This window comes from Shewanella woodyi ATCC 51908 (genome assembly GCF_000019525.1).
GTDB lineage: Bacteria > Pseudomonadota > Gammaproteobacteria > Enterobacterales > Shewanellaceae > Shewanella > Shewanella woodyi.
Window position 1 is genome coordinate 1,275,833 of record NC_010506.1, and the last position, 21,584, is coordinate 1,297,416.

Annotated in this window: 23 protein-coding genes; 14 read left to right on the forward strand and 9 right to left on the reverse strand. The window is 42.9% G+C overall.

What is annotated here, in order from left to right:
• Positions 1-9: 9 nt before the first annotated feature.
• The gene (gene yfcE / locus SWOO_RS04910; protein ID WP_012323603.1) at positions 10-561 is read left to right on the forward strand and encodes a phosphodiesterase; all 552 of its coding nucleotides are present in this window, start codon (positions 10-12) and stop codon (positions 559-561) included.
• Positions 562-624: 63 nt separating this feature from the next.
• Here the strand turns inward: yfcE and lpoB are convergent, their stop codons facing one another.
• From lpoB to SWOO_RS04930, 4 genes are all read right to left on the reverse strand, one after another.
• On the reverse strand, positions 625-1,218 hold the full coding sequence (lpoB, locus tag SWOO_RS04915) for a penicillin-binding protein activator LpoB (RefSeq protein ID WP_012323604.1): 594 nt from the start codon (positions 1,216-1,218) through the stop codon (positions 625-627).
• A 22-nt stretch (positions 1,219-1,240) separates the two neighbouring features.
• On the reverse strand, positions 1,241-2,608 hold the full coding sequence (locus SWOO_RS04920; protein ID WP_012323605.1) for a COG3014 family protein: 1,368 nt from the start codon (positions 2,606-2,608) through the stop codon (positions 1,241-1,243).
• 255 nt (positions 2,609-2,863) lie between these two features.
• Entirely contained in the window at positions 2,864-3,076 is a 213-nt protein-coding gene (locus tag SWOO_RS04925; RefSeq protein ID WP_012323606.1) for a SlyX family protein, read from the reverse strand.
• Positions 3,077-3,084: 8 nt separating this feature from the next.
• Positions 3,085-4,044: a WD40 repeat domain-containing protein gene (locus SWOO_RS04930; RefSeq protein WP_012323607.1), complete on the reverse strand. Its 960-nt coding sequence runs from the start codon at positions 4,042-4,044 to the stop codon at positions 3,085-3,087.
• Between the two features lie 165 nt (positions 4,045-4,209).
• Here SWOO_RS04930 and fkpA point away from each other — a divergent pair, with 165 nt between their 5' ends.
• Both fkpA and SWOO_RS04940 read left to right on the forward strand, forming a co-directional pair.
• Positions 4,210-4,989 (forward strand): FKBP-type peptidyl-prolyl cis-trans isomerase, encoded by a 780-nt coding sequence (gene fkpA / locus SWOO_RS04935; protein WP_012323608.1) that lies wholly within the window; start codon positions 4,210-4,212, stop codon positions 4,987-4,989.
• A gap of 270 nt (positions 4,990-5,259) precedes the next feature.
• On the forward strand, positions 5,260-5,634 hold the full coding sequence (locus SWOO_RS04940; protein ID WP_012323609.1) for a YacL family protein: 375 nt from the start codon (positions 5,260-5,262) through the stop codon (positions 5,632-5,634).
• 61 nt (positions 5,635-5,695) lie between these two features.
• Here the strand turns inward: SWOO_RS04940 and SWOO_RS04945 are convergent, their stop codons facing one another.
• Both SWOO_RS04945 and narQ read right to left on the reverse strand, forming a co-directional pair.
• Positions 5,696-6,325, reverse strand: a complete 630-nt coding sequence (locus tag SWOO_RS04945; protein WP_012323610.1) for a response regulator — start codon at positions 6,323-6,325, stop codon at positions 5,696-5,698.
• A gap of 42 nt (positions 6,326-6,367) precedes the next feature.
• Positions 6,368-8,071 carry a nitrate/nitrite two-component system sensor histidine kinase NarQ gene (narQ, locus tag SWOO_RS04950; RefSeq protein WP_012323611.1) on the reverse strand — a complete coding sequence of 568 codons (1,704 nt, stop codon included), beginning with the start codon at positions 8,069-8,071 and terminating at the stop codon, positions 6,368-6,370.
• Positions 8,072-8,315: 244 nt separating this feature from the next.
• Here narQ and nrfA point away from each other — a divergent pair, with 244 nt between their 5' ends.
• From nrfA to SWOO_RS04980, 6 genes are all read left to right on the forward strand, one after another.
• Positions 8,316-9,716: an ammonia-forming nitrite reductase cytochrome c552 subunit gene (gene nrfA, locus SWOO_RS04955; RefSeq protein ID WP_012323612.1), complete on the forward strand. Its 1,401-nt coding sequence runs from the start codon at positions 8,316-8,318 to the stop codon at positions 9,714-9,716.
• A 298-nt stretch (positions 9,717-10,014) separates the two neighbouring features.
• Complete coding sequence (locus tag SWOO_RS04960; RefSeq protein ID WP_012323613.1) at positions 10,015-10,425, forward strand: DUF7684 family protein; 411 nt, start codon at positions 10,015-10,017, stop codon at positions 10,423-10,425.
• A gap of 111 nt (positions 10,426-10,536) precedes the next feature.
• On the forward strand, positions 10,537-11,181 hold the full coding sequence (locus tag SWOO_RS04965; protein ID WP_012323614.1) for a hypothetical protein: 645 nt from the start codon (positions 10,537-10,539) through the stop codon (positions 11,179-11,181).
• A 49-nt stretch (positions 11,182-11,230) separates the two neighbouring features.
• On the forward strand, positions 11,231-11,644 hold the full coding sequence (locus SWOO_RS04970; RefSeq protein WP_012323615.1) for a lysozyme inhibitor LprI family protein: 414 nt from the start codon (positions 11,231-11,233) through the stop codon (positions 11,642-11,644).
• 75 nt (positions 11,645-11,719) lie between these two features.
• A complete protein-coding gene (locus tag SWOO_RS04975) occupies positions 11,720-12,055 on the forward strand; it encodes a 5-carboxymethyl-2-hydroxymuconate Delta-isomerase (protein WP_012323616.1) in 336 nt (111 codons plus the stop codon).
• Between the two features lie 300 nt (positions 12,056-12,355).
• Entirely contained in the window at positions 12,356-12,796 is a 441-nt protein-coding gene (locus SWOO_RS04980) for a hypothetical protein (protein WP_012323617.1), read from the forward strand.
• An 830-nt stretch (positions 12,797-13,626) separates the two neighbouring features.
• Here the strand turns inward: SWOO_RS04980 and SWOO_RS04985 are convergent.
• Positions 13,627-14,169: an isochorismatase family protein gene (locus SWOO_RS04985; RefSeq protein ID WP_012323618.1), complete on the reverse strand. Its 543-nt coding sequence runs from the start codon at positions 14,167-14,169 to the stop codon at positions 13,627-13,629.
• A gap of 264 nt (positions 14,170-14,433) precedes the next feature.
• On the opposite strand from SWOO_RS04985, the gene SWOO_RS04990 reads away from it, so the two are divergent.
• From SWOO_RS04990 to SWOO_RS05010, 5 genes are all read left to right on the forward strand, one after another.
• Complete coding sequence (locus SWOO_RS04990) at positions 14,434-14,772, forward strand: P-II family nitrogen regulator (protein ID WP_012323619.1); 339 nt, start codon at positions 14,434-14,436, stop codon at positions 14,770-14,772.
• 11 nt (positions 14,773-14,783) lie between these two features.
• Positions 14,784-16,034: an ammonium transporter gene (locus SWOO_RS04995; protein ID WP_041417500.1), complete on the forward strand. Its 1,251-nt coding sequence runs from the start codon at positions 14,784-14,786 to the stop codon at positions 16,032-16,034.
• 263 nt (positions 16,035-16,297) lie between these two features.
• The gene (locus tag SWOO_RS05000; protein WP_049774252.1) at positions 16,298-17,509 is read left to right on the forward strand and encodes a DsbA family protein; all 1,212 of its coding nucleotides are present in this window, start codon (positions 16,298-16,300) and stop codon (positions 17,507-17,509) included.
• Between the two features lie 52 nt (positions 17,510-17,561).
• A complete protein-coding gene (locus tag SWOO_RS05005) occupies positions 17,562-17,909 on the forward strand; it encodes a hypothetical protein (RefSeq protein WP_012323622.1) in 348 nt (115 codons plus the stop codon).
• Positions 17,910-18,014: 105 nt separating this feature from the next.
• Complete coding sequence (locus SWOO_RS05010; protein ID WP_012323623.1) at positions 18,015-19,223, forward strand: tetratricopeptide repeat protein; 1,209 nt, start codon at positions 18,015-18,017, stop codon at positions 19,221-19,223.
• Positions 19,224-19,304: 81 nt separating this feature from the next.
• On the opposite strand, the gene SWOO_RS05015 is transcribed toward SWOO_RS05010, so the two are convergent.
• Both SWOO_RS05015 and SWOO_RS05020 read right to left on the reverse strand, forming a co-directional pair.
• Positions 19,305-20,594 (reverse strand): DUF4785 domain-containing protein, encoded by a 1,290-nt coding sequence (locus tag SWOO_RS05015; RefSeq protein ID WP_012323624.1) that lies wholly within the window; start codon positions 20,592-20,594, stop codon positions 19,305-19,307.
• A gap of 10 nt (positions 20,595-20,604) precedes the next feature.
• Positions 20,605-21,462: a lipase family protein gene (locus tag SWOO_RS05020; RefSeq protein ID WP_012323625.1), complete on the reverse strand. Its 858-nt coding sequence runs from the start codon at positions 21,460-21,462 to the stop codon at positions 20,605-20,607.
• Positions 21,463-21,584: the final 122 nt, after the last annotated feature.

Here is a 21,584-nt window from a genome sequence, read left to right on the forward strand (position 1 = left end):
GCCTATCTTATGAAACTTTTTTTTGCCTCGGATATTCATGGCTGCTTTGAAAGCGCCCAGAAGATGATTAAGGCGTTTGAACAAAGTGGCGCTCAGCACCTACTGCTACTTGGGGATATTCTCAATCACGGCCCAAGAAATGCCATACCTCAGGGGTATGCTCCCATGAAAGTGGTTGAGTTACTTAATTGTTATGCTGATAAGATTATTGCTGTGCGTGGTAACTGTGATAGTGAAGTGGACCAGATGCTGCTGAGCTTTCCTATGATGGCTGACTATAACTGGGTGTTGCTTGGCGACGGTCGTCGACTCTTTTTAACTCATGGACATCTCTATCGCAGTGATAACTGCCCGCACCTGAGTGCAGGTGACATTATCGCATCGGGGCACACCCACCTACCAGTTGCTGAAAAACAGGGGGAGATAATCCTTTTTAACCCAGGCTCTGTCACAATCCCGAGAGGAGAGAATAAACCTAGCTACGGTTTGTTTGAAGATAATAGACTGAGCGTCATGAACTTTGATGGGGATGAGCTTAGCTTCTACAGTTTAGTTGGTTGATATTTAAAAAAATGCCAACCCAAAGGTTGGCATTTTCAAACTTATCTTAATGTTCTTATTCGCTTATAGACCAAGGAAAGACTTAGATCTTACCTTGCGGATCTCTTTTTCATCAGACCATTCAATTAGACCTGTTTCAAGATCCATCAGACGCATGGTCATCTTGTAGTACACATCTGTGGTGCTGCCATCTTGCTTAACTATGCTAGAAAGGTTGCCGTAGAGCATGTACTGTGCGCCGATTTGACGGCCAAAGTTGATGGCAGTAGAAGGGTCAACCATACCGGCATTATTTTGGTAATCCAGTTGTTTACGTACTGAATCAACTTTAGTCATGTCGATGAAGCGGAACTTACCAGAACGAAGTAGTTTATTGCTGATAGAGTCAGTGACAGACTCTGTATCGATATGCTCAGAGGTCTTGTTCTTAATCTTGTCGACAAAGACGATAGGGCGATCGTTAGCCGTTATTACCATGACTGGTGGGAAGGTCAGCATACTATCAACCATCTTAGATGTGATAGCTTGTAGATCGGTTGAACCAAAGTTTTCATTAACGGTTTCCACTTCTGTGGCATCCCCGTACTGAACTTTAGATTGGCAACCTGCTAGGCCAATCGCTGCTGCTAGCAGAAAAATTAGTTTGAAATGTTTCATAGTGAGTTCCATTAGATGTTGTTTAAATGATTATTGAATAAAAACGGGTGTAATTACCAGTGTCGATTACCCAAACCAGTGTTGTTCTTCCACTTTTTACCTCTACAGAGGCGGGAGAGGAGTTGTCCAATTGGACTGAATACTGGCCTTGATTAACGTAAGTTCGTGCTATTTGAGCCTGCTTAGGCAAGGTTAGCCAGCTACGTCTATCAGCTTGCTCAGTGACGACATTGAATATCTGCATGGCGATGGAGCCGAAATCGGTTTCATTGTTACGCGCCTTAGATTCACTGCGTACACTTCTAGCCATCTCAGCTTTTGCATAGGCCCTCGCTGCTTGACGGACCAAAGCGGCAGGTAGCTCCTCTTTTAGAGCCGTGATGGCTAGCGCATCGATATTAGCGATAGGTGCAGCGGTTAAACGCTTATCTAAGCCTTTGATTTGCCCCTTAGCGACAGGGCGGGAGTTAAATGGGTAGGTCGCCAGAGACGCGGTTTGCCAACTACCATGGACTCGGAAAGGGACTGTTAAGCTCTGTTTTTCGTCAACAAAGCCACGTTCAACCAAGATGATAACCTCTCCCTCACCCTTTTTCGGCTTGGCCGCTTTGCCCCAGCGCTTCTCAAACTCATCGGCTTGAGGCATAGAGAGCTGCTTTGCTAAGCGAACGAGATCTTTTTGCACGTAGGGATTATTGGGAGCGATTTGAGCTGCTTTACGGTAATCGATAAAGGCGTCATTGGGCTCCCCTAATATTTCGTGGAGCACCCCGGTGATGTAATAGCTGTAAGCATTTAAAAATGAGCTGGTGACGCTTCCTGCCGCTTGGCCCAGCTTGTTGACTTCTGCATCAATGGTGCCATTGGCAATCGCTTGAACCGACTCATTGGATTTTTGGTATCTGCGCTGCTCAGAGCTTTGTAAGTTATTGCTGCGCCTAACTTCGACTAACGCTCCCTCTTTATCACCACTTAACAGGTAGTTGAGTGCCTGATACTGATGCAGCATCACTCTTTCATAACCTGGGCCGCGGTAGGGAATGACGTTATCGTTGATAAATAGACTGCTGGCTGTGGCACCTAGATCTGATGCGCTCAGGGTCGCTTTGTCGTCAAACTCAAGGTAAGCAGCAACAGCTTGTTGGTAGTAGGCTTTACTGGCTTCAAAATCCCCAGCGATTTGAGCGACTCTGCCCGCTTCTTGGGCATAGAGCAGGCCATCGGCACCTGAGATATTATCAGCAACCTCATCGGCACCCTTTATCGGATCATTGCTGTTTATCTGCGCTTTTACTGGCGCGATCTGAGAGGGGTAATTAATGAAGATACTGTTAAATGCGCAGCCTGTTAGCGATAAGCTGAGCAGTGGAATAAGTAGCCACTTCTTCATCGTGTCGCCTCAATTTGACTTACCTGCTGCATATATATCCTTTTATATGGACTGTGTTGAACACTATATCCTTTAAACCCAAGCTATCTCAAGGCATTGAAGCTGCACCTTGCCGTGGTTTGGGTATTGTATCCGTATAATAGATTCAAGTTAAAACGCAGCATCTAAACATAATTTAGCTGAATATCTGCTGACTCATTTATCAATTTTGTGAAATTAATTTGAGTCAGCAGTATCTATTTATACTGATTGGTATTAATAGTGTGGCGGTGGTGTCTCTTCAGCTTGAGTCGCCATATTACTCGGTTCTACACTTTGTAATTTGCTGATAAGAACGCGTAGTTGATGCTGCTGCTCTGCAAGTAGGTCATTGAGCTTGATCACTTGTTGATCAAGGACATCGATGGTGCTCTCCTGAAAAGCCAGTTTCATCTCAAGATCTTCGACTCGTTGTGCTAATTGTTCCATTTTTACCTCTAATGGACAGGTACTGGCCAAGTTTCCACAAGGCCGTTACTACTGATACTAATGATCCTATCTGGATCTTTGTTTGCGACAGAGTATACAACGGCTCCCTTAATTTGGGCATGTTTGGTTCGCTGAACTTGCCATTTAGCCAGTTTTTCCCCTGTTTTAACCTGCCACACTATCAACTCTCTTGCAGGAGTGCCTGTAATTAGCTGCCTATCATCGCTGGAGAAGCGCGCCGCCGAGAAGTTCATCTTCCTTCGGTGGATATTTAATTGGCTTATCACCTCACCGGTTGCGTTATCCATAATTTGAGCAACCTTAGTGCTATCACCGATAAAGGCATAGTTGCCACTGGCATTTAATTTAACCTTTATCACCCGGTTATCCAGTTGCCAATCCTGTATTGGTTGTCCACTTGATGGGTTCCAGAGGATGGCGTGCTTATCGTTAGAGCCTGTTAGTGCCAACCCCCCATCGGAGGAGAGGGAGACGCTATTGACCTTCTCGCTGTGTCCTAGAAATTTAATCAGTGTGCGGCTATTGGGTCTAAGAGACATCACGCTGCCATCATTTAAGCCGATAAGTAGCGCCCCATTGTTGGCTACATCGACACTTTGACCGCTAGAGGGGAGTGACCACCAACCCAGAGAGTGGCCATCAGAGATACGCCATAGGCCGACAGAGTCACGGCTGAGTGAAGCTGCATAGGCTTGATTTTCTGAGATAGCAGTATCGAAAACACTGGCGCCAGCTTCACCGTGCCGCCAGGTAAATAGTTGTGTTTGCTTGTGAAGATCCCAAAGTTGTAGCCCGTTATTAGCGGTACTGACTAGCGCGAGATCCCCTTGTGAGGATAGGCTGGCATCATAGCTAGGCTCGAAGATTAACTCTTGAGTATCCAGTGCTTGTGGTTGGCAAGCAGATAGAAGCAAAGTGTAAAAAATAACCAAAAAGATTTTTTTCATGAACTTGCTCCAAAAGTTGTTGTCTCTAGGTCAAGTGAAATTACATTATCATCTGAAAATGAAACTTGAGTAATGTAATTGGAATATCATATTTAACTAGTATAAAGTGGTTCGCCTAATAGAGTAAGGTTATTGTAACTACAAGAAGATGCTGAGGAAGCTTTAATGAAATCAATTTATAAAATCTCACTGGTTGCGTTGGCCGTTATTGGTCTGTCAGCTTGTAATCAAGAACAAAAAACAACTGAAACTGCTGCCAATGTTGAATTGAAAACAGAAGCACAGAAACAAGCCTACAGCGTTGGCGCATCTATTGGTAAGTATATGTCAGGTCACATCAAGGAGCAGGAAGAGTTAGGTTTACCTGTTGACCGTAGTCTTATCATCACAGGTTTTAGCAATGGCTTGAACGACGAGCTTAAGCTAACCGAAGAGGAGATGCAGACTGTACTTCAGACTCTTGATGAGAAGTTAAATGAGAAGCGTCAAGCTCAAGCGACTGCTTTAGCTGAGAAAGCGGCTGCTGATAGCGCTGCATTCCTAGAGACAAATAAAGCCAAAGAGGGTGTTGTCACTACTGAATCTGGCCTTCAGTACGAAGTATTGACTCCAGGTACAGGTGAGAAGCCAAAGGCTGAAGATACTGTTCAGGTACACTATGTTGGTACATTAACTGACGGTACTGAATTTGATAGTTCAGTTGCTCGTGGCGAGCCAGCTAAGTTCCCACTAAATCGTGTTATCCCAGGTTGGACTGAAGGTGTTCAGTTGATGCCAGTTGGTGCTAAGTACAAGTTCGTTATCCCTGCAGAGCTTGCTTATGGCGATCGTGATACAGGTACTATCCCTGCTAACTCAACGCTAGTGTTTGAGGTTGAACTGCTCTCTATTGAAGAAGCACCAGCTCCTACTGCAGAAGCAGCACCAGAAGCTCACGCACACTAATACATCATTTGTGTGAATTTAAAGGACGCTAAGGCGTCCTTTTTTATGTCTGTTCATTAATGGACACTCTAAAGGTCCATGTCAGCAATAATTGGTCTTGTATCTGATTTTAATCCGTTTCTTTTTATTGCTCCTACCTAACCGTGATTCTACTTACCGAGCGACTTACTGAGCTATTTGCTGAACGACTTACTGACGCCGGCTTTTAGTTACCCATCCCACCCGCTATTGAGTTAAAATTAGCTTAGAGATATATAAGGTAAAAAATTTATGGAATATGAATTTCGACGTAATACCTTAACGGGCACTGTGATGGCCAATTTCAGTATGGATCATGAAGCGTTAGGCTTTTGGTTTGCTGAGGAGCTAGGGGAGTGTGCTGAAAAGTATAATGAGATCTGTCAGGTTGCCGCTAAGCTGCAGTCAAATCAGCTAATACACTGGCGTATGGTGGGTAAAGCTCTCTCTTTGGAGCTAGATGCTGAGCAGGCGAGGATCTTTGCTAATGAGCTGGAAAATGGCGAAGAGTTTGAGCTTGAAGATGCCATGTCTCTCTATGATGGTGAGTCAGAAGCCTACTGCGGTCTAGAAGATTTTCAGGCAGCACTTGAAAGCTGGCATGCTTTCTTAACTGAAACTCATTAACTGATTAATAAAATGAAAAAGGCAGCGACTCGCTGCCTTTATACCATGTGCTATGTTTCATTTACTGATTTAGGTAACGAACTGCCATCTCGGTTCTTGATTTGGCATGACCTTTTCTCAATAGATTTTTCACATGCACTTTTACTGTCCCTTCGCTAATGTGCAGTAGCTCAGAGATCATTCTGTTGCTCTTCCCTTCGGCAACCTGTTCTAAGATCTGTAGCTCTCTAGGAGTTAAGTTACTGAGCCAGTCATCCTCATCGGCGGCATCTTTAAGTTCATAAAGATACTCCTCAACAGATTCACTGATCACTCTATGTCCCTGCATGGCATTTTTGAGCTTTTCAAGTAGTAAGTCTGGCTCCGTGTCTTTCAACAGGTAACCATCGGCACCAGCACGAATAATACGAATAACATCTTGTTTGGCATCAGAAACCGTTAAGATCACGATACGTGATGTCACCCCTTCTTGGCGTAATGCATTTAGAGTGTCTAATCCTGTCATCCCTTTCATATTTAGATCTAACAGAATGATATCTGGCTCATTGTCTTCAATGGCTGATAAGGCATCTAGGCCGCTACCTGCTTCACCAAAAAGAGTAAAATCTGAATCTGAAGTAATTAATTGGCAGATCCCACGGCGTAATAGTGGATGATCATCGACAACGAGAACTGAATATGGCTTCCCCATTTTTGTACCGACTCCTTGAGGTGTAAACATCTTAGACTTAATTTATTGAACAGGTTTTTGCTGAGGTGGAAAAGTGAGCGTCACTGTTGTTCCTCCATCAGGGTTACTGCCAAACTCTACTATACCTGATAAGCGGCTCGCACGCTCATGCATAATGCCTATGCCAAAGTGTTGATCGCGCTCTTTGAGTTGTTCTATACCTACGCCATCATCGCTGATAGAGATGGTGACATGGGTATCAGAGCTTTTAAAACATTTGATCTTTATGTGTTGAGCCTGTGCATGCTTTATCGCATTGAGTGTCGCTTCTCGGGTCAACTGTAACACGTGTATATGCTGATGCGCGCCTAATAGTTGCAGCGGTAGCTTGTAGTCCAGTGAGATAGATATTTTTGACTGACTTCTTAGCTGATCTAACATCACCTCAATAGCATGGTTCAGGTTAGGGTCGTTAATGGTGAGCCTAAAGGTAGAAAGAAGCTCTCTTAATTGCACATAGGCGGTGTTTACCCCCTCATTTATCTCTGCAATCTGTCCCTCTACTTGAGGGCTTCTACATGCGGTGTCTAACCCCTTAGAGAGCAGATTTACCTGTATTTTTAAAAATGAGAGAATTTGACCTAGCGAGTCATGTAGCTCTCTGGCAATAACGCCACGCTCCTCCATTAGTGCTAACTGTTGCTTCTGCTCGCCAGCATTAAAGATAACAATAGAGCGGGCCAGCATAATGGCAAAATTATCAAATAAAGGATGATTTGGCGTACTTGAGATCACCTCAAGGTAGCCCAGTTCGTAGTCTTCAAACTTCAATGGGTAGTGAATTTGATTCCCACTTGCCAGCGGCCAGCCATTATCGGCTTCAATCACTTGCTTACTTTCCTGATCTTGTGAAATAACCAGACGTAAGAAGGTATGAGGTTCATGTTTACTGAGCTGGTTTAACGCTTTTTTCAGGGTTTTAATGTCTAAGGTGCCTGAGTGCAACATGACTAGATTGTCGTAAAGTAGCGTTAGTTCATTGTTGGCTCGAGTTAATGCATGAGTCTTCTCCTCTACTTGGGATTCGAGGTTGCGATAAAGGGTAGAGAGCTCCTTTGCGGTGCTGTCGAGTGCATCACTTAATGAGCTGAGTTCGATATACTCAGTTTTAGGCATCCGAACATCAAAGTCCCCTTTAGATATGGTGTTGGCGGACTCCATTAACTGCTTCAATGGCGTAACCACTTTTTTCTTGGTAAAGCGAACGGCTAAAAATGCAATAAATAGCATTAACCCCAACCCAAAAATCTGACTTGTAGCTAGAATTTTTAGCTTAAAGGCTGCATGAAGCTCAGTTTCAAGCACCAGGAGATCTATAGTATCAACAAAGTCTTTAAGCGAGGCGGCATAAAGGCGTGAATTTTCATCTTCAATGTAGGATTTCATCACCTTCCACTTCTGAACCACTAATCGATATTGATCTTCCAACTCTTGGGGACTATACCAGACAACAGAGCGCTTTAGTGCTTCAGAATAAAGGGTATTTTCAAACTCCTTTATCTTACCTTCAGACTCTTCACTCCCTGAATTAGCGTAAAACATTAAACGATAACTTTGCATTCGTAAGGAGCCAGATGCGTTGATGGCGCGAGCATCGCCTAAGCTATAGGTCAGGTTGATAATCGCAAAGGTTGCTAAACCACTGGATAATAAAATTAACGTTAACATTAGACCTAAAATGGTGGATGTTAGACTACCGTTTTTCATTATATAAAAACTCACTAAATTAGAATGATTAAGCTAAAAATTGAAGGTGATTAATTTAGTTAACCCTTTAGTAAGTTAACAAAAATGCAAAAATGTGAGCAACAACACGTTTACATGTTGATCTACCGCAAACTTTATCTCGGATACCTCATAAGGGGTATATTTTTCCTCTAACTAAGAGGCTAACTTTGGCCTTGGAGATGTTGTGGTTATTAAGATTACTATAAAGTAACACGGAGATGAGATGGTGAGAATATTAACTAAAAAATCCTTTGCACTGAGTGCATTGGTCGCAGCAAGCCTAATGGCTTCTGGTGCGATGGCAAGTGATAAAACTGAGCCACGTAATGAGCAATATAAAGATAAGTTCTCTAAGCAATACAATAGCTGGCATGAGACTTCAGAAAGTGTAGAGATCACCGACGCACTTGAGCAAGATCCTAACCTAGTTATTCTTTGGGCCGGTTACGGTTTTGCTAAAGACTATAACAAGGCTCGTGGTCATATGTATGCGGTGACTGATTTACGCAATACACTGCGTACAGGTGCACCTAAGAAAGATACCGATGGGCCTATGCCTATGGCGTGTTGGTCTTGTAAAAGTCCAGATGTACCTCGCATGATCGAAGAGCAAGGTGAAGATGGTTACTTCTCTGGAAAGTGGTACAAAGGCGGAGCAGAGATCGTCAACACTATCGGTTGTAGTGATTGTCACGAAAAAGGTAAGTCTAAGCTACGTATCTCTCGTCCATTCGCAGAGCGCGGCATGGAAGCGATTGGTACACCATTTGATAAAGCATCTCGTAAAGATAAGCAGTCTATGGTGTGTGGCCAGTGTCACGTAGAGTACTACTTCGAGAAGACTGCCGATAAGAAAGGTTTTGTTAAGTTCCCATGGGACAAGGGCACCACTGTTGAAGATATGGAAGCATACTATGATGCTATCGATTTCGCAGACTGGACTCACAAAGTCTCTAAAACACCAATGTTGAAAGCTCAACACCCAGGCTATGAAACTTGGCAGCTAGGTATGCACGGTAAGAACAACGTAAGCTGTACTGACTGTCACATGCCTAAGGTTAAGAACGCTGAAGGTCGTAAGTTCACCGATCATAAAGTGGGTAACCCATTCGATCGTTTCGAAGAGACCTGTGGTAATTGTCATGATCAAAGCAAAGAGTTCATGGTTAACCTAGATAAAGAGCGTAAAGCTAAGGTGAAAGAGATTCAGCTTAGAGCTGAAAACCAGCTAGTTAAGGCACACTTCGAAGCAGGCGCTGCTTGGAAAGCGGGTGCTACCGAAGCTGAAATGAAGCCTATCCTAACCGATATCCGTCATGCTCAATGGCGCTGGGATTATGCAATCGCCTCTCACGGTGTTGCCTCTCACGCTCCTGATGAAGCACTACGTGTACTAGGTACAGCGGTAGATAAAGCGGCTGATGCTCGCGTTAAGCTAGCTCAACTACTTGCTAAGAAAGGTGTACCACAGCCAATCGCTCTTCCAGATATCTCTACTAAAGCGAAAGCACAAGCGGCTCTAGGTATGGATATGAAGAAGATGAATGCTGATAAGGAAGAGTTCAAGAAGACTGTACTTCCTAAGTGGGATGCTGAAGCTAAAAAGCGTGAAGCAACTTACTAAGCGATAAGCTTGAACTTGTACTGTACAAGTTAACAAAACCTGCATAGATAAAGCCCTCTTTTCCCAAAGAGGGCTTTTTTTCATCCTTCGAATGAAGGTTGATTACATTTTGAATTGTGCTAAATAAATCACAAATAACTAAACTCTGGCTTTCAACACTAGAGTTGCTCACAGAATGTGCTGTTCGTTTTTTAAGTTATTGAATATAAGGTGAATAAGAGTTACTTTGTCAATATGAAACAACTTTGCTGTATATTCTTTTTCGGAATTAAGTCTAATATACTGTTAAGCATCAATCATGGAATACGTGCAATTAACTAAAAACACAATTTTACCCGATATTTCAAAACTGGGTCCTTTTCGATGCATTGTTGTCGTAGAGAAAGGTGTTCCTGAGGTGCGACAAAAAGAAGTAAGTGCTTGGCTTGTCGAAAGCGGGTGCCTCTATATGATGGCGTGGGGAATAGAATGCGGATCATGGGACACGTCCGTAGATATAGCAAATCTAGAAAAATTTGATTTCAATGAAATTCCTGAAGAGAACCTTATCATTACAATCTGGCATAACGATGAGCCTTTGTCTGAAGTATTTTGGTATTCAAAACACTGTGCTTTTCATAGCACTGTAGAAATTGAAAATACTGTTTTATTGAATATATCTGCGATTGATAAAAGCAACCAATATTTAAGTGAGTACATAAATGCTTAACAAGTTACTTCAGCTGATGTTTTGGCCTACGCTTCGTTTTGGAGTGGCTTCGCCAAAACTTCACTCCAACCAAAACGCAGCTGAGTAAGGCGTTAGCTTTCAAGGAGTAGGATGCGACTAATAATTTACATTTTTGCTTTGGTTTTCTCTGGTAATTCATTTTCTGCACATATTGAATTATCGAAAGGGGCTGAAAATGATGTTTGTTCCAAACTGTTTTCAATTCGACTAATTAAAGCTACTTCAAGTTTTAGAGAGGCTGCAAAAATACTTGCAAGGAAAGAGGGAATACCAGAGTGGAAACAGCGGAAACTATCTGATGGCTACGACTCATTACTTAACGACATAAATTATGCTGTCTTTGATATAGATAATGATGGTGTAAATGAATATGTGTATTCGCACTTTACTTGGATGAGTGGTCAGCCTGGAGAAGTTTATACTGTGTTTAACACTGACGCTATAAAGTCCAAAAAAGACTTAGAAGCACAAGGGTTTTATAAACAGGCAGGCCTTAATTCAGTTAGTCCAGAATTCAACTATCGAGAATTTGGTGTATGGTTCGCTGAACTAATCCCTTTTAGGCATAAAGGTACATATTATGTTGGTATTAAGGATATCTATTTCGGGAAGGGAGAGTTTATTGATCGAAAGTTCTTTGTTGCTAAATATTCAAATGAAATGATCGTTGGTAATAGCGGTTATAAGACTTCGAATTTGGAAAATATTTGTACATTTGAATATGTAGAAAGCTAATAAGGCAATTATGGGTAGGACGTTAATTTTATTCAAGGATTGAAGCAAAATGAAGAAGTACTTAGCCCCACTTATTTTCTTAATGTTTGTAAATATGGCGTATGGTCAACAGACCTTTATAGGGTGTGATGAATTGTGGCAAACAATGAGTGAGATGGTTCAATGCCAAATGAAGGCGAACCAAGCAAAAGAACAAGAAATATCCGCTTTAATAAATACTATCCAATCTTCATTTAAAGTAAAAAAACGATCTTTATCCGTACTAAAAAGTCAGGAGCACTGGGTAAACTATGTTGAATCTGAGTGTCGTTCAAGAATGATTTCAGGAGCTTTATCTGGTACCTCTAATGCGGCAAGGTATCATATTTGTAGAAATGAGAAACTATCAAGTAGACTTGATGAATTACAAAAATACCATTACTGCGATGACAACGGTTGTCCTGAACGTTATAAGAATAAATAAAATCTAACAAGAGACTATGGCGTCAATAACTAATTTTATGTTTACTATTTAGGGTTCGCATTAGAGGAGATTCAAGTGCCACATTGTGTCATTGAGCATTCAGGGAACATTGAGGGTGATCTCTTGATTGCCAGTGTCTATCAGGGAGCTTTAGCATCAAATTTGTTTGAGGCTGAAGGCAGTGATATCAAAGTTAGAGCCTTGCCATATGCCAATTATCAAACGGGTAATGTGGAGCTAAAGTTTGTACATGTTACGTTAAAAATACTTTCGGGGCGTAACCTAGAGCAAAAATCACGATTAACCGAATTAGTTTTAGCGCAATTAAAAAAGTTGCAAATGACGGATTGCTCAATCTCTGTTGAAGTTGCTGATATAGAACGCGATAGCTACGCCAAGGTCATAGTGTAGGCACCTCTCTAATCATTGAATAACACTTTATAATCCTAAGTCTCACACCTAAGAGATGCTTAAATAGGAATCAGAGTCATGTATGAACGCGGCTGTGGGCTTAGGTTTTAAGGTGAGGTATCGCGAAAAATAAAGGGGCGTAGCGAATTAGCCTTTGGTCGTTATTCTCACTTTTCTTGGTATTTTAATTAGTCATATAACCTTGATTGCTTTGTCTATCGTTGACCTTTATTATCTGTGTCTCTATCGTATTATACTTGTTATCGTATGATCGTTAATTAACTCTTTTAATTATGGAAAATGATGAAAATAATAATATGGATTGCCGTTGCAGCTTTAGTTTCTGGTTGTGCTTTTGTGAACACTATTGACTCTGTTAAGCAAAAAGGAAGTAAGAGTGAAGTTTACACCTCCTCCTCAAGCCAATCGTTAGTTTCCAGCCAAGTCGGAGAGTTTCTTTCGCAATGTTATAAAACTAGCTTGGTGAAGATGGGGGGAACGACTTTAGGTGAGGTTATTCACGTTGACCAATATAAGATTGATGGTGGAACTGAATATGCAGTCAAGAAAATGTTGAATAATGGATATTCTCACCTTTTGATTGTATCGGTTGTCGCAGCCGCTGAGGATGAGAAAACCGAGATAGTAGGTTACGCTAATGACTTTACTCGTGCAGCTTCTTTTGAGCAGTTAGATGTCATTGCTAAAGGCGGAAAGCCTAAGTGTCCATATACGATATAAAACTCTCTCTGGAGGTAGCTTAAGGTCACACTTATAATCGGCTACCTTCAGCATTCAAAACTACTCAATTGTCTTCGATAAAGGGGCCGGAGCTAATAGGGGGCTGATATACTTTTTCTAATCAATTGGGTCTAACTCACTTCTGTTCAAAAATGAGTTACAGCCCAAAACCTCAATCGAAGAGATAAATACTCAGGTGTAGGTACGTCAGTGAGCTTCGATGACATGGCCGTTCTATGTCATCCTGTCACCACGGCATTTGTGAATCCATTCACATCAGATGTCATCGCAGAGACTACAGGGTTGAAAATGTTCCAGACATTTTTCTGCATTTTCTCCATCCCTAGAGGTCAGATATACTTGCAACGATATCCATATCTAAAATCAACAATAAAGGGGTCGTAGTTCATTAGCCCAAATCGAAGAGATGCTCAAGTAGGAATCTGAGTCAGGTGTGAATGCGTCTGTGGGCTTCGGTTTCAAGGATGAAACCGCAGAGCGGCCAAGGATGGCTTCACAGCGTCCCGCAGAAGTATTCATACATTCAGCATGCTGCAAGCAATAGACACCAACTTAGCTATGGTACTTAGCAAACCAACCAAACATCAAATTAGCGAAATGAACCCAATCAAAAAGAGACTTGAAGCATTGTTATCCGACAATGTGGCTCAACCTGCTGCAAGCAATTAGCTGAATTGAAGTCATGGTATCCAGCAAACCAACCAAATACCAAACCAGCCCAATGAATCCAACCTAAAAAGATACTTGAAACTTGCTATCTTGCAAGTCAGCAAACTTGTTATCAGGCAAATAAAACAACCTTTGGCTAGTTACTTTATAAATTTTAGTAACGCTTTAAACCTCTCTCCTACGGCTTCATGTTGAAGCTCAAATAGCAGTGATTCCATATTGCTTATCTGCGCGCCCTTGTGTTGCATCATCTCAATACCTAGTTGCTTATTCGCTGCGGTGCGTGAGGAGATGGCGTCGACGATAAGATGAACATCAAAGTCGTTTTCTAGAAGATCGCTGCAGGTTTGATATACGCACACATGGGACTCTATTCCGACTAGCAGTATCTGTGTACGGTTTAGCGCGGTAAGTTGATCTTTAAACTGCTCAGCTTGCCAGCCACTAAAATGCTGCTTTGCTATGGGAGAGCTTTGCTTTATCAGCTCCTGATAGAGAAGAGGGCTAGTTTGGCCCAGTTTATCGGGTAGTTGCTCTAACCATAATGTTGGAATATCAAATAGGGCGGTGCCCTTGATGAGGTTCAGTAGTGTTTGGTGTAGCTCTGCACTGCTGTCCATCACTTGAGCTAACTTTCCCTGAACGTCGACAACAACCAGTACGCACTCTTGTGGATTCAACATCTTTACACACCTCTGATGATAGTGAGTTTTATTCTACAGCTAATCATCCTATTTCCAATCAGCATTTGGTCTAACTGCTTAATGACATGAGTGCGCTAATTCCGTGCATTGAGTTTTTATGCGCACCTTAATGGTGCGCAATACACTAGGCTGGTTTTAAGGAAGATCGCTAACTCATTAAAAGTTATCAGTTTGTTAACTTGGCCTAATGCTTGAATTAGTCATTAGCAGAAGTGATTAACAATTTAAGTTAGGGAGATTGGTATGAAACTGGTCAGCGCTATCATTAAGCCGTTTAAGTTAGATGATGTCCGTGAAGCGATTGCGGGTGTCGGTATTGAGGGGATGACGGTTACAGAGGTAAAGGGTTTTGGTCGTCAAAAAGGGCACACTGAGCTATATCGTGGCGCAGAGTATCAGGTCGATTTCCTACCAAAAGTTAAACTTGAGATCGCCACGAAAGCGGAGAATCTTGAGTTGCTTATTGAGTCGATTGTGAATGCTTCTAGAACTGGAAAAATTGGTGACGGAAAGATTTTTGTGTCGGATTTAGAACAAGCCATCCGTATTCGTACGGGCGAGCTAGATAACGAAGCACTTTAAGGGGATAGATGATGGACGAGTTAGCGAAATTAGGTGTGACGGTATCTGAATTAAGGTTTGCGTTAGATACCTTCTATTTTTTGATCTCCGGTGCGCTAGTTATGTGGATGGCTGCGGGTTTTGCCATGTTAGAAGCTGGGTTGGTGAGATCGAAAAACACCACAGAGATCTTAACTAAAAACGTATGTTTGTACTCTATCTCCTGTGTGATGTTTCTGATTGTGGGTTACAACATCATGTATGTTGATAACGCTGCGGGTGGCTGGCTGCCCTCTATTAGCACCTTGATAGGTAGCCAAGAAGAGGGGGCTGATCATGCTCTTGAGTCTGATTTCTTTTTCCAGGTTGTCTTTGTTGCAACGGCAATGTCAATTGTATCTGGTGCAGTGGCTGAGCGTATGAAGCTATGGGCCTTCTTAGCGTTTTCAGTGGTGATGACTGGGTTTATCTATCCAGTAGAAGGCTATTGGACATGGGGTGAAGGTTTTCTCTACAAGGCTGGGTTTGTTGATTTTGCTGGTAGCGGTATTGTTCATATGGCCGGTGCGGCGGCAGCGATTGCAGGGGTTCTTTTACTTGGTGCGCGTAAGGGGAAATATGGCCCTAATGGACAAGTTAATCCCATTCCTGGTTCTAACTTGCCTATGGCAACCTTAGGTATGTTTATTTTATGGATGGGATGGTTCGGCTTTAATGGTGGTTCGCAGTTATTAGTTTCAGATGCGGAGAACGCAACTGCCGTGGCTAAAATCTTCCTTAACACTAACTCGGCAGCGGCCTTTGGTGCGGTCTCTGCTTTGGTGGTATGTAGAATGGTGTGGGGCAAGGCGGATCTGACCATGATCTTAAATGGTGCGTTAGCAGGACTTGTTGCTATCACTGCCGATCCTCTTTCCCCCTCTATCGCCTTTGCCGGTGTGATAGGTTTAGTGGCTGGTGGTGTGGTTATTTTCTCTATTGTGGCATTGGATAGACTTAGAATTGATGATCCAGTAGGTGCGATATCTGTACATGGTGTTGCTGGGTTCTTAGGCTTGATGTTAGTGCCGTTATCAAATGCAGATGCTACAGTGTTAGGTCAGCTTTATGGTGCAGGTGTTATCTTTGCTTGGGTATTTAGCGCTTCACTTGCTGTTTGGTATGCCCTGAAGTTGAGCATGGGGATCCGAGTGAGTGAAGAGGAGGAGTATAAAGGAATGGATGCCTCTGACTGTGGTATCGATGCCTATCCTGAGTTTGTCTCGATTAAGAGCGCTCGTTAAGTTTAACACCTCTTTTTAAATGCAAGGTTTCAATGCCAGCCTTCAAGGCTGGCTTTTTTGTTTCTGACTCTGTGAACTCTTTAAAGTGGATGGCTATCAAATTGGGGCTGAATCCACTAAGTTAAGTTTGAGCTCACCATAAAGGAGGCATAGCAATCATATCGGTCATAAAATCTTATCTTATCTCTTACCTTGCACGTGGGATCAGCAGTGAATGCTGGCTAAGCGTTAAGAGGACTCTCCATGAGGTCAAGCGCCGCTTATTGAAGCGAGAGCATAGGTTTGAGATCTTTATTGATATTCAAGACCCATACTCCTATCTGCTCCTACAGGCACTGGTTGAATTTAGAACCCACTACTTTAGCCATCTTAAATCAGTATTTCATTTTTACCCTGTGAATAGCCGTGATATCGAAGCATTCCCTGAGTTAGTGCTTTGGAAGGCTAACGCTTTTGATGATGCCTGCTATTTGGCAGAGCGCTATGGTTTTGATTTTCCTGCAAATGAGCCAATGCGCTCCGATGGTGAGGTAAGGTGCGCGCAGGCCGCACTTTTTAAAGCTGAGAATTCGCTTACCGCCTGCTTGGCTGTGTTTCGTCATTTTTGGCAGGAGGAAGCCGAGCTTGATAGTGGCTCACTCGATTGCTATTCACTGCTTGATGCAAGGCTTAAAACAAATAACCATTATCTTAATCGCCGTGGTCATTACATGGGGGGGATGCTCTATTATGCTGGAGAGTGGTATTGGGGAGTCGATAGGTTAGCGCACCTTGAACGGCGTTTGATTGAGCTTAAAGGTCTTAATATACAAGCATTATTTGATAAAAGTGGTTTAGCATTTAAAGATTTTAAAGAGAGAAAAGCTAAGGTTTGTGAACATCTGTCTCCTCTTACTCTCTACTTTTCTATCCGAAGCCCATATTCTCATCTGGGGTTAGAGCAAGCCGTACGAGTGAGTGAGCACTATGGAGTCAACTTAGTCGTCAAACCTGTGCTTCCTATGGTGATGCGAGGCTTATCTGTCCCCAGTAAGAAGAAACTGTATATATTTCATGATACTAAGCGTGAAGCAATGAAACTAGGCATTCGTTATGGGTTTGTGGCCGATCCTTTAGGAAAAGGCGTCGAGCATTGTTACGCCCTGTTTGATTATGCTTGCAGGCAGGGAAGGGAGGTGGAATACCTTTTAGCTTACTCTAGAGCGGTGAATACACTGGGAGTTAATAGTCAAAGTCTGTCGGGGTTAAAAAAGATAGTGCAGATGGCGGGGCTAGATTGGCAGGAGGCGAAAACAGAGCTTAACAGTGAGGTCTGGCGTGATTGGGCGAAGCTAAATCTAGAGGAGTTGTATGCGCTTGGGCTTTGGGGCGTGCCAAGTTTTAGCTATAAAGAGTGCCAAGTATGGGGGCAAGATCGACTGGTTAGAATTGAAGATGAAATTTTAGAAGATATTAAGCGTGCTGAGCAGACTTGAGCTGTATCTGGTTCGCGTGCGATAATTAATCGTGACTATTGATGGGGGAAGTATGAATATCTGTCGGCGTAAAATCGTGTCTACTCTTGCTCTGTTATTTGTGGCGGGCTTTGCTCACGCAGCGGCTGCTGGTCAAGTTGTGGTACGTAAATCCAGTGAGCCGTTTGATGCTTTTGCGGTCCGAGATCAAGTGTTGCTCGAGCATGAATGGAAGGAGGCTTTAAGGATGCAGCAGCAAATTCAGATCCTGCAAGCTCTGCCTTTAGCCTGTACTCCCTACTCTCGTCCTTATATCTATTATCGATGTAATGGCCTTTTTTATCGACCTTATCAATATAAAAACAAAGAGTTATATATTCAGGTTGATGATGTTATGCCAGCCTCTGAACTGGTAGAGTAATCTCTCTTTCTACTTGTTAACCTTTTGTAACGCATTAGCCTTGTCTGTTTTTTGCTCATTCATGTACACTGAATTTAACCTCTTGCTAGTTTAAAGTTGGTGTCCATGAAATCGTTTAGCTCTAATTTTTGCTGTGTTAAGCCTAGTCTCTACAAATCTAGTCTTCTGTTTATCTGTCTGATTCTTATCTCTCTTCAAGCTTGTACCTCTACCTCTAACACCGCTCATGTTAGCCAAATTGAGCAGTATTTTTATGATGAACATTTTGTTGAGGTGGATGGTCTTCCACAGCCTGATGAGCTCTTTTCGTTACCTGATGATGCGATAAGAGAGCTCAGGACAGAGCTACAGCGGGCCAAATTAACTAAGTCGAATAACATGCTGGCCAATGAATGGTTGGCTGAATATATCAATGCCGAAGAGGGAGCGTTTCAGTATCGAGACAACATGACTCGTGTTGCCAGTGAAACCTTTAGCGAACGGGCGGGAAACTGTTTATCTCTGGTGCTGCTGACATCGGCCTTAGCCCAAGAGTTAGGAGTCGAGGTGGAGTTTCAGGAGATTGAGGTGCCACCTGTGTGGGATAAGCAGGGGGATTTTTATCTGGTGAATGGCCATATTAATTTAAGATTATTGCCATTAAGCCATGGTGATACCGTGCATATGTTAAAGCGGGCTATTCAGGTTGATTTTTTGCCTGAGCGAGCTGTTCGAGGATTCGATAAAAAAAGGATTAACAAAAAGACAGTTACCGCAATGTTTTACAATAATGTCGCCGCTGAATCTCTGGTGATGGGGGACTATGACAAAGCCTATGGCTTTTTAAAGTTAGGCCTGCAAGCGATGCCAAGTTATATGCCCGCGCTGAACACGCTGGCGGTGCTCTATCGCTACAAGGGGCTAAACCAAGAGGCTGAAACACTCTACAAGCTGGCACTGGAGATAGATAACTATGATATGAATGCTCTTTATAACTATGCGGTGATGTTAGGAGCACAAGACAGGCTTGAGGAGTGGGCGGCCGTGCATAAACGATTAGAGTTGGAGCGAATCGATAACCCCTATTATTACTATGATATGGCTCAGCAAGCCTATTTTGATAAGGAGTATCAAGATGCGCTACTTTGGTATAAACGCGCGGTAGCAAAGGCAGATTATCGCCATGAGTTCTATTTCGGTTTATCTAGGGCTTACTGGCAAACAGGTGATGAGCGGCGAGCGCAGGCGAACATGAAGAAGGCTCTTAATCTTTCAAATGATGAGAATAACAAATTAAAGTATCAATCTAAGCTGCACGCGATGAAGAGTCATTAACTCTTATTAGCCAATAGGATAAAAATGCTCCTTAAAATAAGGAGCATTTTTGTTTGTCGTGAACAGTTATATTGATTGGTATTAGTTCAATGTCACTCCATGGGCTTGGTAGCTTAGCCTTGCCATCTGTCCCTGATCTTTAAGGGTTAACCCTTGTAACTTATAGGGAGGCTTTAAACCAGACTGAGCAATGAGCTGTGTGTCTAGTTTTAAGGTGAGTTTAGTCGAGTCAGGCGTTAACCAATCGGCAGATTCAGTTCTTAGGATTGGTTTATCATTACCTTGGGTATCGACCCCAGTCAGAAAGCCTGCAACAGAGAAACGTCCCGCTTTTTTCATCTCTAAACTTACTGTGAGTGAGCTAGGTACTCCTTGCTCCCAACTTGTAGACACCTCTGGCTGAATCTTTGCCGATGGCACAAACTGTTTAAAGGCTTTTTTAACGGTTCTGATCACCTGTTCACCTGCAACATCGGTTTGCACTTCGAGTTGGATCTCACTCAGACCTGAGTTGCTGACAGGCATAGCATCAAGTTCAGGTAGCTTGGCGCTCCACTGGCCATTAACCTGCTCAACTTCTAGTGCTTGATAGTGGCCATTTGCGTGTTTAAGGCTTGCTTTGGGCTTTAACTGAGTTTGATTATTACTTAGCTCAAGTTGAAATGGCATTGAGGTTTGAGCTGAAGAAAGGCTATCTTTGCTAGTGAGTTTTAGTTTGTAAGGGGAGTGTTTCTCTTTCACATTCACCATATAGCTGGCGTCGGGTTCGAGCTTCTCGCTTACTTTCAATCGATATTGGCCTGCGGTTGCATCTGAGGAGAGTATTAAGGCGCTGGAGTCATCTGTTAGACCTGCAGTGGCCAGAGCTTGCGAGTCTGCCAGTGACTTTATGTATGAGCGACTTTGACTCTCTTTAGCTCCCTCTTTGAGCAGCTGAATCGTTTCAGGTTCAATTGCTTTACTATGGGTTAATGTTCCTGAGCTTGTGTCGCCTCTTGGGGAGATACGAATAACACTGGATGCTTGGCTTATTGCTAATTTAACACCGCGATTTAGCTCATCGCCAGTTACCTTAGTCCAATACTCATCACTTTGAACTGAGCGGGCTCTTACAGGTGGCGTGAGCGTAAAGTCTGATGAAACTTTTGTGACAAAGCTAACCGCTTCAGGGCTGCTGTTGATGGGGGGAAGCGTGGGCTCATTGATCTCAGTTGAACTAAAGTCACCTGTTTGAGGTGCTGCAAGGGTGAAGCTTTTTGTTTGCTGTTTAGTCACTTCTGCTTGTGGTTCTTCAGTTTGGGCGTCATCCTGACAGGCGACCAATAAGCTTGCCATGGCTAGGGATGTGGCTAAATGTGTTAACTTTTTCATCTGTGGTCTCCTATATATGATCTCGGATAATGGTGTGCAGATTAAAACAGTCGCGCCGACTCTGTTGGTGACTCAAGGGCTCACTGCCTCTTGTGCGCTGCTTATCTTTGAACCAGACAGTACCTGCTGCGCTTTGAGAGCTACACTCTAAAAATCCATCGGAGCAATCATCTAGCCAGTTTTGAGTGGTTTCTAAAGCCACTTGATATTGATATCCAGCACAGTAGCTATCACCATCCCAAATTGCCGAGTCGACATCAGAGCCAACAACGGCTTCAAAGGGAGCACTTAATGAAGGTCTGCCTTGGGTGCCATTAAGCCAAGTGCTGTTGTAATAGCTCATCCAGCTTACTTGTTGCTGTTTAACAGCGTCACTGCCATATCCTAGTATCCAACCTAAAGTTGTTTCAAATACTGAGCCTTGGTTGACGGCGTCGGCCAGAGGAGTACCGCCGCTAGAGGGGGCGATAGCTACAACTTGGTTAACCGCATTGATAATATTTGGGTAGCGGCTATCCCAGGTTGGATTTGACAGTATCCACCTGACAACATTGCCACCATTAGAGTGGGTAATTAGGGTGAGGTCATCGATATTTTTGCTATCGATAAATTGAGTGAGTTGGGTTGCAAGGCAACCAGAAGCTGCAGCATCCCACATATATTGATCAAAATCGCAGTTAACGACCATGTAGTTATTAGGTTGCGAGATACCTTGACGAATCGTGTTGATAAAGTTTGGATTCCAGTAATCATTAAGTGCATCACTTTGGTCTCCGGTTCCATGTACAAATGCGACTCCACTTGCACTTTGGGCCAATGGGCTGACAGCAAACAGACCCAAGAGTAGTAACTTGTAGTAATGTTTCATTGGCTTTTCTCTTTATTATATTGTTAATCGGGTAAGAGGTCTGACGTCAGACCTCATTGGCCCAACCTAACGGCTAGTTTTTGCGCTATCAAGTAAAATCAGTAGTACATTAGTACCTTTTA

What these genes read in the sequence shown, in the direction of transcription:
- yfcE (WP_012323603.1), top strand. Translation starts at nt 10, where the DNA reads ATGAAACTTTTTTTTGCCTCGGATATTCATGGCTGCTTTGAAAGCGCC.
- SWOO_RS05005 (WP_012323622.1), top strand. Translation starts at nt 17,562, where the DNA reads ATGAATATCTGTCGGCGTAAAATCGTGTCTACTCTTGCTCTGTTATTT.
- lpoB (WP_012323604.1), bottom strand. Translation starts at nt 1,218, where the DNA reads ATGAAACATTTCAAACTAATTTTTCTGCTAGCAGCAGCGATTGGCCTA.
- SWOO_RS04990 (WP_012323619.1), top strand. Translation starts at nt 14,434, where the DNA reads ATGAAACTGGTCAGCGCTATCATTAAGCCGTTTAAGTTAGATGATGTC.
- nrfA (WP_012323612.1), top strand. Translation starts at nt 8,316, where the DNA reads ATGGTGAGAATATTAACTAAAAAATCCTTTGCACTGAGTGCATTGGTC.
- narQ (WP_012323611.1), bottom strand. Translation starts at nt 8,071, where the DNA reads ATGAAAAACGGTAGTCTAACATCCACCATTTTAGGTCTAATGTTAACG.
- fkpA (WP_012323608.1), top strand. Translation starts at nt 4,210, where the DNA reads ATGAAATCAATTTATAAAATCTCACTGGTTGCGTTGGCCGTTATTGGT.
- SWOO_RS05010 (WP_012323623.1), top strand. Translation starts at nt 18,015, where the DNA reads ATGAAATCGTTTAGCTCTAATTTTTGCTGTGTTAAGCCTAGTCTCTAC.
- SWOO_RS04940 (WP_012323609.1), top strand. Translation starts at nt 5,260, where the DNA reads ATGGAATATGAATTTCGACGTAATACCTTAACGGGCACTGTGATGGCC.
- SWOO_RS04930 (WP_012323607.1), bottom strand. Translation starts at nt 4,044, where the DNA reads ATGAAAAAAATCTTTTTGGTTATTTTTTACACTTTGCTTCTATCTGCT.
- SWOO_RS04995 (WP_041417500.1), top strand. Translation starts at nt 14,784, where the DNA reads ATGGACGAGTTAGCGAAATTAGGTGTGACGGTATCTGAATTAAGGTTT.
- SWOO_RS04960 (WP_012323613.1), top strand. Translation starts at nt 10,015, where the DNA reads ATGGAATACGTGCAATTAACTAAAAACACAATTTTACCCGATATTTCA.
- SWOO_RS04965 (WP_012323614.1), top strand. Translation starts at nt 10,537, where the DNA reads ATGCGACTAATAATTTACATTTTTGCTTTGGTTTTCTCTGGTAATTCA.
- SWOO_RS04925 (WP_012323606.1), bottom strand. Translation starts at nt 3,076, where the DNA reads ATGGAACAATTAGCACAACGAGTCGAAGATCTTGAGATGAAACTGGCT.
- SWOO_RS04920 (WP_012323605.1), bottom strand. Translation starts at nt 2,608, where the DNA reads ATGAAGAAGTGGCTACTTATTCCACTGCTCAGCTTATCGCTAACAGGC.
- SWOO_RS05015 (WP_012323624.1), bottom strand. Translation starts at nt 20,594, where the DNA reads ATGAAAAAGTTAACACATTTAGCCACATCCCTAGCCATGGCAAGCTTA.
- SWOO_RS04970 (WP_012323615.1), top strand. Translation starts at nt 11,231, where the DNA reads ATGAAGAAGTACTTAGCCCCACTTATTTTCTTAATGTTTGTAAATATG.
- SWOO_RS05020 (WP_012323625.1), bottom strand. Translation starts at nt 21,462, where the DNA reads ATGAAACATTACTACAAGTTACTACTCTTGGGTCTGTTTGCTGTCAGC.
- SWOO_RS04985 (WP_012323618.1), bottom strand. Translation starts at nt 14,169, where the DNA reads ATGTTGAATCCACAAGAGTGCGTACTGGTTGTTGTCGACGTTCAGGGA.
- SWOO_RS04980 (WP_012323617.1), top strand. Translation starts at nt 12,356, where the DNA reads ATGATGAAAATAATAATATGGATTGCCGTTGCAGCTTTAGTTTCTGGT.
- SWOO_RS04945 (WP_012323610.1), bottom strand. Translation starts at nt 6,325, where the DNA reads ATGGGGAAGCCATATTCAGTTCTCGTTGTCGATGATCATCCACTATTA.